The sequence below is a fragment of the Undibacterium sp. FW305-107 genome (assembly GCF_058788535.1).
The window spans coordinates 241,683-255,034 of record NZ_JBYTAV010000004.1 but is presented as its reverse complement, the minus strand read 5'-3'; the positions used below and the strand labels follow the sequence as shown (position 1 = coordinate 255,034).

General features: G+C 51.4%; 16 protein-coding genes. 9 read left to right on the top strand and 7 right to left on the bottom strand.

Features of this window, described 5'->3' with window-relative positions; translation table 11 throughout:
• Nucleotides 1–95: 95 nt before the first annotated feature.
• Nucleotides 96–584 (top strand): GNAT family N-acetyltransferase, encoded by a 489-nt coding sequence (locus tag AC3WQT_RS10730; RefSeq protein ID WP_492703866.1) that lies wholly within the window; start codon nucleotides 96–98, stop codon nucleotides 582–584.
• 259 nt (nucleotides 585–843) lie between these two features.
• Here AC3WQT_RS10730 and AC3WQT_RS10725 read toward each other — a convergent pair whose 3' ends face one another.
• Complete coding sequence (locus AC3WQT_RS10725) at nucleotides 844–1,689, bottom strand: DUF817 domain-containing protein (protein WP_492703865.1); 846 nt, start codon at nucleotides 1,687–1,689, stop codon at nucleotides 844–846.
• Nucleotides 1,690–2,030: 341 nt separating this feature from the next.
• Here AC3WQT_RS10725 and puuE point away from each other — a divergent pair, with 341 nt between their 5' ends.
• From puuE to AC3WQT_RS10695, 6 genes are all read left to right on the top strand, one after another.
• A complete protein-coding gene (gene puuE, locus AC3WQT_RS10720) occupies nucleotides 2,031–2,975 on the top strand; it encodes an allantoinase PuuE (protein ID WP_492703864.1) in 945 nt (314 codons plus the stop codon).
• Between the two features lie 129 nt (nucleotides 2,976–3,104).
• Nucleotides 3,105–4,196, top strand: a complete 1,092-nt coding sequence (locus tag AC3WQT_RS10715; protein WP_492704152.1) for a porin — start codon at nucleotides 3,105–3,107, stop codon at nucleotides 4,194–4,196.
• Between the two features lie 117 nt (nucleotides 4,197–4,313).
• Complete coding sequence (locus AC3WQT_RS10710) at nucleotides 4,314–5,210, top strand: RNA polymerase sigma-70 factor (RefSeq protein ID WP_492704150.1); 897 nt, start codon at nucleotides 4,314–4,316, stop codon at nucleotides 5,208–5,210.
• A gap of 98 nt (nucleotides 5,211–5,308) precedes the next feature.
• Nucleotides 5,309–5,755, top strand: a complete 447-nt coding sequence (locus AC3WQT_RS10705; protein WP_492703863.1) for a carboxymuconolactone decarboxylase family protein — start codon at nucleotides 5,309–5,311, stop codon at nucleotides 5,753–5,755.
• A 124-nt stretch (nucleotides 5,756–5,879) separates the two neighbouring features.
• A complete protein-coding gene (locus AC3WQT_RS10700) occupies nucleotides 5,880–6,776 on the top strand; it encodes a CPBP family intramembrane glutamic endopeptidase (protein ID WP_492703862.1) in 897 nt (298 codons plus the stop codon).
• A 66-nt stretch (nucleotides 6,777–6,842) separates the two neighbouring features.
• Complete coding sequence (locus tag AC3WQT_RS10695) at nucleotides 6,843–7,361, top strand: NuoB/complex I 20 kDa subunit family protein (RefSeq protein WP_492703861.1); 519 nt, start codon at nucleotides 6,843–6,845, stop codon at nucleotides 7,359–7,361.
• On the opposite strand, the gene AC3WQT_RS10690 is transcribed toward AC3WQT_RS10695, so the two are convergent.
• From AC3WQT_RS10690 to AC3WQT_RS10665, 6 genes are all read right to left on the bottom strand, one after another.
• Nucleotides 7,358–7,630, bottom strand: coding sequence for a hypothetical protein (locus AC3WQT_RS10690; protein WP_492703860.1), 273 nt, complete (start codon nucleotides 7,628–7,630; stop codon nucleotides 7,358–7,360). The two genes, AC3WQT_RS10695 and AC3WQT_RS10690, sit on opposite strands and share 4 nt — an antisense overlap.
• Before the next feature lie 11 nt (nucleotides 7,631–7,641).
• Entirely contained in the window at nucleotides 7,642–8,178 is a 537-nt protein-coding gene (locus AC3WQT_RS10685; RefSeq protein WP_492703859.1) for a DUF6985 domain-containing protein, read from the bottom strand.
• Nucleotides 8,179–8,384: 206 nt separating this feature from the next.
• Nucleotides 8,385–9,545, bottom strand: a complete 1,161-nt coding sequence (locus tag AC3WQT_RS10680; protein ID WP_492703858.1) for an HDOD domain-containing protein — start codon at nucleotides 9,543–9,545, stop codon at nucleotides 8,385–8,387.
• Between the two features lie 142 nt (nucleotides 9,546–9,687).
• The gene (locus AC3WQT_RS10675) at nucleotides 9,688–10,269 is read right to left on the bottom strand and encodes a gamma carbonic anhydrase family protein (RefSeq protein WP_492703857.1); all 582 of its coding nucleotides are present in this window, start codon (nucleotides 10,267–10,269) and stop codon (nucleotides 9,688–9,690) included.
• Between the two features lie 55 nt (nucleotides 10,270–10,324).
• Nucleotides 10,325–10,756, bottom strand: a complete 432-nt coding sequence (locus AC3WQT_RS10670) for an MAPEG family protein (RefSeq protein ID WP_492703856.1) — start codon at nucleotides 10,754–10,756, stop codon at nucleotides 10,325–10,327.
• Nucleotides 10,753–11,019: a tautomerase family protein gene (locus AC3WQT_RS10665; protein WP_492703855.1), complete on the bottom strand. Its 267-nt coding sequence runs from the start codon at nucleotides 11,017–11,019 to the stop codon at nucleotides 10,753–10,755. The genes AC3WQT_RS10670 and AC3WQT_RS10665 overlap by 4 nt, the downstream gene beginning before the upstream one ends.
• 126 nt (nucleotides 11,020–11,145) lie before the next feature.
• Here AC3WQT_RS10665 and AC3WQT_RS10660 point away from each other — a divergent pair, with 126 nt between their 5' ends.
• Together AC3WQT_RS10660 and AC3WQT_RS10655 are read left to right on the top strand one after the other, a co-directional pair.
• Nucleotides 11,146–12,159: a GlxA family transcriptional regulator gene (locus AC3WQT_RS10660; protein ID WP_492703854.1), complete on the top strand. Its 1,014-nt coding sequence runs from the start codon at nucleotides 11,146–11,148 to the stop codon at nucleotides 12,157–12,159.
• 8 nt (nucleotides 12,160–12,167) lie between these two features.
• The gene (locus AC3WQT_RS10655) at nucleotides 12,168–13,334 is read left to right on the top strand and encodes an NAD(P)/FAD-dependent oxidoreductase (RefSeq protein WP_492703853.1); all 1,167 of its coding nucleotides are present in this window, start codon (nucleotides 12,168–12,170) and stop codon (nucleotides 13,332–13,334) included.
• Nucleotides 13,335–13,352: the final 18 nt, after the last annotated feature.

The window sequence follows — 13,352 nt, the reverse complement described above, 5'->3', positions numbered from 1 at the left end:
CTTTTCTGTGCAGCACCTAAATCGACATATCACTATTGAGTGTATATTGTGATAATTTTCTCAGAATTATGCTGTAAAAAATAAATAGGATTTTCATGCAAAGACTAGCGAATCGCGATGATTTACATGCTATCTACGCCATCTATATGGACGAAGCAGTAGTCCGTTTTCTTGGTTATGATCCCATGCCTTTGGAGCAGTTCTCGCTCATTTTTGATGAACTGCTGAGCAGCAAAGCATTTTTTGTGCATCTGAGCCAGGAAGAGGTTGCCGGTTTTTACAGAATCAGCCGTTACCCTGGCCGTGCTGCCCATGTCGCTCAGTTGGGGACGCTGGCAGTCGCACCGCACTATCAGGGTAAGGGCGTAGCCCAGGCTATGCTGGCAGGAGCGATACAGGCGTTGCAGGCAATGGGAATCAGACGGGTGGAATTAATTGTGGAAGCCGACAATAGCCGGGGACTTGCCTTTTACCAGCGCGAGGGTTTCGAGATTGAGGGCAGGTTGCGTCAATTCTATAAGCGCAGCGATGAGCAGGAATATATAGACGATTTCATCATGGCCAAACTCCTTGAGGAAGTTTGAAGAACTACTCTAGAAGTGCTCAGTATCTGACTGGTATGCACATTGTGCAGTAAATCAGCCATGAAAAAGCAAAGTGGTATGCATGCATGGAGAGATATTCTAAATGTGTATACCTGATATACGCATAATAAAGCATACAGATATGTTGCGCTGCATTAAAGTAGTACCTGTCTCCTCCAACACCTCCTAAGGTTTGGATTTAAGCCCGCGAATAGCGGGCTATTTTTTTGCCTGGACACTTTAAAAACTGCGCAATGACTCATTCAGCGATATGAATATGTCGCTTGATATGCTTGAGATGGGCAACGATGGTAAACGTCATGATGACCAGCAAAGACCATGAACTCCATTTGCCTACATGTACAGTGGACCAGGCACCCAACTGGTTCGGGTAGCGCCAGATACCAAAGAAGGTCCCCATATTTTCTGCCAGCCAGATAAAGAAACCGATCAGCACGAAGGACAGTAGCAGGGGCATGCTGCGGTCACGGTCCAGCGGACGAAACACGACCGACGAACGCGCATATAGGCCTAGCGCACAGGCGGCCAGATACCAGCGATAGTCACCGATATAGTGGTGAGTAAAAAAATTCAGGTAAATCAGTATGCCTATCAGGCCAGCCATCCAGTAAGGCGGATGATGGCGTATGCGCAAATCAAACAAGCGCCAGGCCTGGATGATATAACTACCTATGCTGGCATACATGAAACCGCTGAACAACGGCACACCCCATAGCTTGGTATAGCCAAATTCAGGATAAGCCCAGCTCTGTATCTGGCCCGATACCTTGAACACTTCCAATGCAAAACCTACTATGTGGAACAGGGTCACGGCTTTCAGTTCATCAACGGTCTCCAGCTTACTCCAGACCATACCAGCCTGTATCAGCAGCGCAATCACAAACAGTACATCGTAACGTGGCAAGCCAAACAAACCAGCCTTGGGTACGATGAGTATCGATGCAAAAAACAGGCCGACGAACAGGCAGGAACGCACCTCCTTGATGCCGAAATACCAGAACTCGAGTAAAAAACGGCGAAAACCTGCCAGATTTTCAGGGCGGGGAGGTTCAATGAGGAATTGGTCTATGGATTGCAGGCGCATGGGCTGCATTGTAACAAGCCTGCCGCGCTTGTCGTCACAGTGGTGACACTGCTTGCCACTGTTACATGGCACTTACACAGAATTTACTTGGCAAGTCCTCTTCTTTTTGCCAAATACCTGTGTTGTTTAATTGATGCGTAATAGAACATATACTAAAAACAGTATATGTATCACTGAAAAAATGCTGACAATCCTGAATAAATATGGAAAACGATATGGTGAAAAAGCAGGATGGCACATCAAGATGGCACATCAATTGCATTCACCATCAGCTTCAACAAGAACGATGAAAGCCAGGGTTTAACCACCCTGAGCAGTATGCACTCCGGAGAATAAAAAGTATGACGCAGTCAAATAATTATCCTCGTGACCTCATAGGCTATGGCCGCCATGTCCCGCATGCGCAATGGCCTGGTCAGGCCAGGATAGCCCTGCAATTTGTCCTGAACTATGAAGAGGGTGGCGAAAACTGTGTGCTGCATGGTGACCGTGCGTCCGAGCAGTTTTTATCCGAGATCGTTGGTGCAGCAGCGTATGAAGCGCGCCATATGTCGATGGAATCCATCTATGAATATGGCTCACGCGCCGGTGTCTGGCGCATCTTGCGTGAATTTGAAAAACGTCATTTACCGCTGACGGTGTTTGGTGTCGCCATGGCCTTGCAGCGCCATCCCGAGCTGACCCAGGCCTTTGGCGAACTCGGCCATGAAATCGCCTGCCATGGCCTGCGCTGGATACATTATCAAGGCCTGGAAGAAGCAATAGAGCGCGAACACATGCAGCAAGCCGTGCAAATCATGCGCGCGCTTACTGGCAAAGCGCCGCTGGGCTGGTATACCGGGCGTGATTCACCGAATACCCGCAAGCTGGTCGTCGAGCACGGCGGTTTTGCCTATGACGCTGATTATTACGGCGATGACCTGCCATTCTGGACACAGGTGACGACCAGCGATGGCCAGCAGCATCCTCATCTGGTGGTGCCCTATACCCTGGACAGCAATGACATGCGCTTTGCCACGCCGCAGGGTTTTAATACGGGCGAGCATTTCTATGATTACCTGAAAGACAGTTTCGACCTCTTGTATGCCGAAGGTGATCCTGAAGGCGACAATGCACCAAAAATGCTATCCATAGGCATGCATTGCCGCTTGCTGGGGCGGCCTGGACGTTTCCGTGCCTTCCAGCGTTTCCTTGACTATGTGCAGTCACATGACAAGGTCTGGGTCTGCCGCCGCATCGATATCGCAGAACACTGGAAACAAGTACATCCCTATGTTGTTAAATAAATGCAGCGCCTGCTGACCAGGTTGGGTGTATCCAAGCCCTGCCTGAACTTGATTGAGCTGACAAAGTTTGATTTGCCACCACGCTGAAAAAAATCGTTGTTAAACCTGAGAGAAGGAAAAAAGATGAAAATGCAAATGAAATTCATGGTTTTGGCAGTCGCTTCTTGTTTGTGTGCAGGCAGTGCACTGGCGCAATCCAGCGTCACCGTGCAAGGCCTGGTGGATTTGTCTGTGGGTACAGTCAAAATGAGTGGCGACAAAGCCAGTACGGCTGCCATCACGCCTGGTGGCATGACAACATCCTGGTTTGGTTTCAAAGGAGTAGAAGACCTGGGTGGTGGCCTCAAGGCAGAATTTGCACTGACTGCTTTCCTGCGCCCTGATACCGGTGAGTCTGGCCGCTTCGGTGGCGATACCCTGTTTTCACGTGATGCCAATGTCGCCCTGTCTGGCAGTTTTGGCCGTGTCTCGCTGGGACGTGATCTTGCACCCAGCTTTTTGCCTGTGGTGATTTTCAATCCCTTTGGTGATTCCTTTGATGTTTCGCCTTTGGTGCTGCACTGGTATGTACCGTCTGGTGGTTTTGCTTCACGTACCTGGGCCAACTCAGCCGCGGGTGATTCAGGCTGGAGTAATGAAATCATTTACAGCACTCCTAATTTTTCAGGCTTCAGTGCCAATATGCATTACCAGTTTGGTGAAAAAGCCGGCGATACAGGCACGCGCAATATAGGTTTGAATGCCCTGTACTTCAATGGCCCGCTGGCCCTGAGTGCCTTCTATCAAAAAGTCCAGGTCTCGAATCCTCTTGGCGGTTCGGCAATCGTCGATGCCACATCAGCACCGGTTAACTTCGCCTCCATCAATAACCAGACTGCTTACTTCGTCGGTGCCAGTTATGACCTGACAGCCGCCAAGCTGTATGCGACTTATACCTCCAGCAAAAATGACAATGCGGCTGGCAAACAGATGGATGACAAGATTTATAGCCTGGGTGCCAAGATCCCGGCGGGTGGCGGCGACATTTTGCTGGCTTATGCAAACACCAAACGCAATGGCACGCTGACCGCCAATACTGAGTACAAGCGCGATACCCTGTCGGCTGGTTATGACTACAACCTGTCCAAGCGTACCGATGTGTATGCAGTGCTGATGAGTGACAAGATCAGTACCGCGGATCGCGCCACCAGCGTCATTGCTGGCATACGCCACAGATTCTGAGTTGCTTAAGCTGACAAAAACCGCATATTGAAAGATTTGCGGTTTTTTTTCTATCCGCTGTCACAACCGCTAAGTCTGATTCGTCTTATCATCGTGTACCTAACGGATTTCGCCATGATGAATCGCCTGCAAAGCTTTACTGAGCATAGACCCCGCCTGTTTGGCATTGCCTATCGCATGCTGGCGTCCCGGGCTGAGGCGGAAGACCTGGTGCAAAACACTTATTTGCGCTGGCATGCGCTCAGCGATGAAGAATTACTGCAAATCCGTGAACCTCAGGCCTGGCTGGTGACTGTCATCAGCCGTCTTTGCGTGGACAGGCTGCGTGTACTCAAGCGCGAGCGCGAAAACTATACTGGTCCCTGGTTGCCAGAGCCCATGATAGAAGTTGATCACCAGACGCCAGAACTGATGGCGGAATTCAGCAGCGATGTCTCGCTGGCCTTCCTGACCATGCTGGAACGATTATCGGCTGAAGAACGGGCAGCATTTCTTTTGCATCAGGTATTCGACGTCGATTACCCGGAAGTGGCAGGCATGCTCAACAAGACGACAGCGGCCTGCCGTCAACTGGTACACCGCGCCAAAGAAAGAGTGCTGCAAGAAAAACCGCGCTTCCAGGTCAGTCGTGATCATCACCGGCAATTGCTGCAGCGTTTTAGTCTGGCGGCACAAAGCGGTGATTTAAAAGAACTCAGTGCCTTGTTTGCCGATGATGCGCAAATGATAGGCGATGGTGGTGGCAAGGTCGCATCTGTCAACCGCGTTCTGCATGGCGCAGCACGCATAGCGCGTCTGTACCATGTTGTCGCCAGAACCTATCCCCAACGCATGCAGTTTGTTGAAGTCAGTATCAATGGCGAACCTGGTTTGCTGCGCTTTATTGATGGCAAACTGGATGCGACTATCTCCATCGTCAGCGATGGTGAAAAAATCCTTGATCTGTACACCATACGCAATCCTGACAAATTGCAGGCTTATCAGGGTATGACTTTGCCTGCGACAACTATTTAAGAAATTATTCAAACAAACTGTCACAAACCGATTTTCTCCAGCGTCTTATAGATGAAGAAAGCAATTTCGCTGACTCATTTTAAAACTGGAGAATTATCATGACACTCAAACTCAATTTCCCTGGCCTGGCACCTGCAGCTTATCAAGCCCTTGCGGGTGTGAACACGGTGCTGGATGCCAGCAGCCTTGGCAAATCCCTCATCGACCTGGTGTTCTTGCGGGTATCTCAAATCAATGGCTGCGCTTTTTGCGTAGACAAACATGCGCATGACCTGCTGGAACTCGGCGATAATTTCCAGCGACTCAACAGTCTGATATGCTGGCGCGAAGCGCCCTGCTTCAGTGAGAAAGAAAGAGTCGCATTGGCCTGGAGCGAGGCGCTGACTGGCATCGCGGGCAAACATGTGGATGAGGCGCTGCAACAGGCATTGCCCAAACACTTCACAGAAAAAGAACTGGTTGATCTGGCATTTGCCGTCGGCCTCATGAACGCCTGGAACAGGGTGGCGATTGCTTGTGGGGCAAGTTTTAGCATGCGTAATTGAATCGTAAATCAGGCTGGGTAAATGTTTGCAACAAGGTCGGGGATAAATATTGACATTTTTATAAAGTTATTTATCCTTGGCAAACTTGCATGAAACAAACAACCGCCTGACAGGATTATTTCCCATGACTACTGTGCCCGAGTTGCCATTCCTCCAGATACTGCCTTACATTTTCTTGTATGCCGCCATCGCAGCGGCATGGTTGCCAAAAATAGCTGTGTCCGGACCAGTCAAAAGCCTGGTGCCCGGCCACCTGCTCGCCATGCTTGCAGGGGTATTTGCTTTGGTCTGTGGCCTCATCACTCCAGTGGCAGCGGTGGTGCTATTGATGCTTGCACTTTTGCTGTGGGCAAGTGTCAGGAATACTTTGCCACTTTCCCTGCGCATACTGGCCGGTGTCCTGGCGCTGGTAGTGGCCCTGGTGCTGGCCATGCACAAGGTGCCTGGTTTTCATAATATCCTGTTGTTGGACAAGGTCAGGTTCAGCGATGATGCCATTCCTTTTACCCTGTATGCCAATTTCGACAAGGGCATGGCGGGTTATTTGTTGCTGAGCCTGTTTTGCTCACGCGCCAGCAGCTTCAAGCAATTCCTGGCCGATGGCAAGCGCATTGCCTTGCCCGCCCTGCTGACCATCGCGGTTTTGATCGTCTTGGGTCTGGCGACGCATTTTTTCCGATTTCTCCCTAAATTGCCGGAAGCGACTTTGCTTTTCCTGGCGGTGAATCTGTTTTTGACCTGCGTGGCAGAAGAAGCTTTTTTCCGTGGATTGATACAGGAAGCAATCTACCGTCTTGGTGACAAACCTGTCCTTGGCTATCTGGCCATTGCGGTATCGGCAATCCTGTTTGGCCTTGCACATCTGGGTGGCGGCACGCAGTATGCTGCCCTGGCGACGGTTGCTGGGCTGGGCTATGCCATCGTTTATCATCAGACCCGCAGGCTGGAATGGGTGATACTGACGCATGCTGGCTTTAATCTTTGCCACTTCCTCCTGTTTACCTATCCGCGTCTGGCCTGATTTTTTTCAACGTGATGACGTGTCGGTACAAATTCGTCGTACTGATACAAGTATGAATTAATTGTCATGGCTAGACTGCCCCTGTCACTAATACAGGGAGTCATGATGGAAGAACTGGAAGTACTCAAAGAAGACAATGTCTTGCTGACGCGTCTGGATGATGTGAGCAGGCTGATACAGACCAATAGCCTCTGGTACCTGACCTTTGGCCTGGCTTGCTGTGCAGTGGAAATGATACAGGCAGCAGCCTCACGCTATGACATGGAAAGATTTGGCATGATCCCGCGTGCCAGCCCGAGGCAGGCTGATCTGATGATCGTTGCTGGTACGCTGACCAATAAAATGGCACCTGCCCTGCGCCGCATCTATGACCAGATGGCAGAGCCGCGCTACGTCATTTCCATGGGTTCATGCGCGAATGGCGGTGGTTATTATCATTACTCGTACTCAGTGGTGCGTGGCTGTGACCGCATCGTGCCTGTCGATGTGTATATCCCCGGCTGCCCACCTACGGCAGAGGCCCTGATTTACGGAGTCATACAATTGCAGAGGAAGATACGTAGCAGGAAAATGATAGAGCGTTAAGCAAGTACATTCAACTTGAAGCTTTGTATGAAGGGCAAAAGATAGTCGTATGCCAGGCCGGGCGTCACCAGCAATTCTTGCAGGCGTTCGCCCTGGTAGAGCATGGTGATGGCACTGCCATCATGCCCCGATTCCCAGATGGACATGTCAGACGTGAAATTCATGTAATGCCATGCGCCATCTGCTTCCGACAAACCATCCCAGATCAATTGGGATAATTCATCGGCTTGGGCAAAATCAGCCCAGTTTGTGCTTGGCCTGATTTCCATGCTAGCAGTCATCAGCCCCGGCTTTGATAAACCACTTTATCGAGGCTGGCTTCGCCAAAAGCATCGGCATTGCTGAGGTAATCATCAAAAGGACCGAGCTTGCTGATTTCTGTGCCATTGCGGAAAACCAGTTGCAAACCGTTTTCTTCATCCCAGTCGCAATCACATTCCAGCGAAACATAGATAGTCTTGTCGCCGTTAGGGCGCTGGGACACCAGGGCTTCATAGCCATACTGTATGTGCTGCCAGACGTCGGCTGGCTGGGCTATCTGTACTACATCCAGCTTCTCGGATTTGCGGTAGTTGGCTACGTCCTGGTAATAGGCAAAGATATCGGATTCGGCTTTGCTCAGAACTGCCGGGTCGAGTTTAATGAAGTTGGCAATGGCATTATGAAAATCAGCCTTGCTGGCATCGTCAGCTTCGTCATAGCCTTCCAGCAGGAACTCGTATTCTTGTTCTTGCAAGGCGGGGATGAGTATGGGCTCGCTGATGTACCAGCCATTTTCTTCATCTTTTTCTACTGGCCCAAGTCCTGGGATATTCATGGTGAGTTTTCTTTAGTGGGTTGGGCAATATACGCCATAATCACTATTGTCCCACACTCAACCCAGACTCAATAAGGAAGTTCTGATTAAGTGTAGCGAGCGGCGTTAGTTTGGCGCATTGAAAGCCCGGACGCGCAGTCGTACGATAGTACGGCGAGCATCGCAGGCCCCAAATAGCGTCGCGCAGTAACTTAATCAGACGTTCCTTAAGTTTGTGCTTCAGGATGCTGCTGCACCCCTGTCGTGTCATATAACTGGATTTCATTCAAGTGATCAAAGCAACTGATTTCAGCCGGATTCAGACCTACCCTGAGTTTTTTATCGGTGCTATTCAATTGTCCATGGTTGACCAGCAAACGCATTTTGGCGATCAGGTCGGCGGTGTGCAGCAAATGGCCCAATGGGCTCCATTCTATGGCTTTGCGGCCACCTGCCTGTTGTTGTAGCGCCAGGATTACATGCTCAGGAAATTCCCAGCGCTGGGCAATACGGTAAGACAGGGTCGCTGCGACGGACGAGAAGATAGGTTGGAAGGCGGGGGAATATTTGAATTTACCATGCTCACAAATCTGGTCCAGCAAACGGAAAGCGATGATGAGACCGACATTTTTCATCAAGCCAGTCAAAAACGCGTGGAAGGGATCAATATCACGGGCCAGCGTATGGCAGGCGACCGCACATTTTTCTGACTGACCCCAGATATGTGGCGCGGCACGGCGGGTGAATTGGCCGGCATTGAGGTTGATGATGGGACGGAAAGCGACCTTGGCGATCACCAGCCGCAAGCCTTCTTCACCGAGGACCATGACAGCTTTTTCCAGACTGTTGATGCGGTCAGCCGGGTTGTACAGGGCACTGTTGACGGTATTGATGACTTCCCCGACCAGCACCACGTCCTTGACGATCTGGCGTGACAATTCACCGGCAGAGATGGTTTTGCTGCGCAGGCTGTTCAGCAATTGCGGTATGACGCTGGGTACGCGCGGCACAATGACGGCGTCATTCAGGTCAGACGCCAGCAATTTGTACAGTGCCTGCATGACAGTCTGCTCAGTTTCAAAACTGCCGCCTTCACCGGGATAACCCATGACCCAGTCAAAGAACAGGCTGTCGACAGGCAGCGCAGGTTTCCAGGCGACGAGTTTTTCTGTCGTGGCTGTACTGCTTGCCGGGGCTTCTGCTACGGGAGCTGGCTCAGGCTGAGGTATTGCAATCTCTGGTTCGGGTTTTGCAGTCACTACTGCTTCAGGTGTCTTTGGTGCAGCTACAACCGCAGGCACTGGAGTTGGTGTGGGTTGGCTGCTGACAGGCGTGGCCTGTTCTGCACCGAACAGGCGGTTAAAGAATTTGCTCAGGGTATTCGCCACGGCTGCCCTTTCGATTCAAACTGAAATAGCGCATCTTGATGCTCATGATGCGCCAGAGCATTCAGTGTGTATATTTGCCGTGAGCATGTCAATCCCAAGCGCCAGCTATCGTGAATTAGTTGCCCGCTTTTAACTTAAATTGTCATTCCCCAGCGGCAAGCTGGGCATTCAATATGGCAATTTCTGCCATGATTTCTGCGGGGAATTCTTCCCTGGCCCATTCCCTGTATTCACCACGTGCATAAGCCAGGCCATTCTTGTAATACATATAGGCATTCAGGCGGTTGCGTACATAATTGTTTTGCGTGCGTATGACCTTGCCCGGCGTACCCATGACGATGGAATTGTCAGGAATGACAGTACCTTCCTTGAGAAAAGTATGCCCGGCAATAATGCAGTTATTGCCTATCACGCAGCCATCCATGATGGTGGAATTGATGCCTATCAGACAGTTGTCACCTATGGTGCAACCATGGATGGTGCAGTGATGGGTGATGGAGCAATGGCTGCCTATGATGGTCGGAGTCTGGTCGCCGATATGCAGCATGACAAAATCCTGGATATTGGTGTAAGGACCAATGATGATCTCTTTATGCTCAGACCTGGCGACGACATTCATCCAGATTGAGGCATTTTGCCCCACGCTGATCTTGCCATACAGTTGCGCCGTGTCGTGGATATACGCGGGCTTGTCGAGTTTGACATCCGGACCGATGAAAGCCATTTACTCCCCCAAAAAATCAACTGATTCAATTGATGAAAGACAACAGCATACTGCTTTATAGGTGCATTTGCTGAAGTATCCCGATGGCGATCATCCAGCACACTAGCATGCCAGACAGATACAATATTGCCCGCCAGGGTTGCAAGCCACGCAGGTAGACGATGGTATGCAAATAGCGTATCAGCACATAGCTGCCAAACAGCCAGTTGGCGCTGGATAACTCGCCACCCAGTAATACATAAGTTAGTGCCAGAGCCAGGAAGAGTGGCAGGTTTTCTACATCATTGCGCCAGACGCGGGCGCAGCGTTGCACCAGTTCAGCCTCTGCTTCCACCGGGCGCAGGCCAGCCATGCCGGCATCTTCAGGCAAGAGATAGCGACGGCTGCGTACGCGGCTGATGATCTGTACGCCGCTCAATAAGCTGGCCTTCAGGAACAGCGCCAGCAGGGCCAGTACAAAGCTGGGCAGCGCAGGGTAACTCATCATGGTGCTACCTCCGCATTTTGTGGGCCGGTTCGCACGTCTCTGATCGCCACAAATTGCGCAATTTGCTGGCTCGATGGGCGCAAGCCGCTCATGGACCAGCCTTCTGCCTCGCTTTCCTGGATATTGATCCAGACCGATTTCTTGAATTCCGGGTTACCACCCCCTTCAATTTCGACCAGTACATCGGCAATTTTTTCCAGCAGGCGCTGTTTCTGCTCCGTGTTCAGCATTCCTTTAATCGTATTGATTTGTACATAGGGCATGGTGTACTCCTGTGCTTGGTTGTAAGAGACTGCATTGTGCGGTCTGCAGAAAAGTACTACCATTGGCTGAATCGACATAAAAAGGTGTTTATTGGACAGATGTGGCAAATTGGACAGGGTAACCAAATGACGATGAAGACAACAAAGGACGGAATTATCCGCATAGGTGTGCTGGTCTATCCTGGCTGCCTGCGCAGCGGGGCAGTGATGCCGCTGGATGTTTTTACCATTGCCAATACCCTGGCAGGCATACGCCCTGCTGGCGCCAAGCCTGTGCATTTCGAGGCTTTCTGGGTCAGTGCCCGTGGCGATATCTTGCAAGAAGTCGATGGCCTGCATTTTCAGGCACATGACATCCATAAGCAAAAACTGGATGCCCTCATGGTGCCGGGAGTGGATCACAGAGACAGCAGTCAGCTCGATGGTTTGCTCGATGCGCTGGCGCCGGAGCAAGCGCTGATGGAAACTTATCTGCGGGACGATGGTCTGCTGATTTCCAGCTGTTCCAGCACCAGCCTGCTGGCACGGACAGGCCAGCTTGACGGCCGCCGTGCTACGACCAGCTGGTGGCTTAGCGCTTATTTTCGCAAGAAATTCCCTCAGGTTTTATTGGAGGCAGAAGAGCTGATTGTGCAGGACGGTCAACTGGTGTCGTCTGGCGGCGTGACTTCGTATATCGATCTGTCGCTATGGCTGGTGGCGCATTTCGCTGGCGAAGAGCTGCGCCAGATGACGGCCAAGATACTGGTGGTCGATGCCAATAGAAATAGTCAGGCACCCTATGTCGCCAAGGCCATCATGCAGGATCAGGGACACGCGGTGATAGAGCGCGCAAGGCGCTGGCTGAATAAGCGTCTGGATCAGCAATGGGCCATGGCTGACCTGGCCAGCTATTGCAATGTCAGCCAACGGACTTTACTCAGGCGTTTCCAGGAATCGATGAAACTCAGCCCCATCCACTATGTGCAACAATTAAGGGTGGAGCGCGCCAAGGCCTTGCTGGAAACCACCCGTCTGTCGCTGGAGGACATTACTGCACGCTGTGGTTATGAAGATGTCTCCAGCTTCAGTAAAATCTTCAAGCAATGGGCACAAGTGACGCCCAAGGATTACCGGCGCAGGTTTGGATTGAGATTCTGAGGATAACTATGGATAGCAGACATGTAGTGATCGTTGGTGGTGGCGTTATCGGCAGTGCGGTGGCGTACTTTTTAGCAGTACATCCACGCTTCCAGGGCAGGATCACCGTGCTGGAACGAGACCCGACTTATACCCATGCTTCATCTGCTCTCTCTGCCAGTTCGATACGCCAGCAATTCAGCACGCCGCTGAATATACAGATGTCGCAATTTGGCATCGCCTTTTTGCGTGACCTGCATCAGCACCTCGCTGTTGATGGCGAGTTGCCGGAGCTGGGTCTCAGCGAACATGGCTACCTGTATCTGGCGACTGAGGCTGGTGCCGCCACTTTGCGTGAAAATCATGAGATACAAAGAGCTGAGCAGGTGGATGTTGCCCTGCTAAATCAAGCTGCACTAAAGCAGAAATTCCCCTGGTTGAACGTCGATGATCTGGCTTTAGGTTCGCTGGGCCTCAGTGGTGAAGGCTGGTTTGATGGCTATGCCTTGCTGATGGCATTTCGCCGCAAGGCGCGCAGCCTGGGTGTCAGTTATCTGCAGGCAGATGCACAAGGTTTTGAGCATGAGAAGGGTAGAGTAACCGGCGTACGTTTGCAGGATGGCATGGTCATTAAATGCGATGCCGCCGTCAATGCAGCCGGTGCCTGGGCACGGTCTTTATTGACGGGTACGGGTTTTGATTTGCCTGTGGTTGGTCGCAAGCGCACAGTGTTTGTGGTATCCAGTCCGGCACAGACTCCTGCCTGCCCACTCATCATTGATCCATCCGGTTTATGGTTGCGGCCAGAGGGCCAGCACTGGATATGTGGCTTGCCACCGGAAAATGATCCTGATGATGCACCGCTGGAAGCAGACTATGAACAGTTCGATACAGTCTGGCAAATCATGGCGAATCGCGTTCCCGCTTTTGAAGCCCTGCGCATGCAGAGAGCCTGGGCTGGCTATTATGAATACCATGTGTTTGACCAGAATGCCGTCATCGGTGCGCACCCGCAATTAGCCAACCTGGTGCTGGCGAATGGTTTCAGCGGCCATGGCATGCAACATGCACCCGCTACCGGGCGCGGTACTGCAGAGCTACTGGTGGATGGTGCTTATCTGAGTCTGGATCTGTCGCCCCTTTCTGCACAACGCGTGCTGCTGAACCAGCCTTTGCTGGAAAAGAATGTGATCTGAACCTGCGCTTGCAAGGCA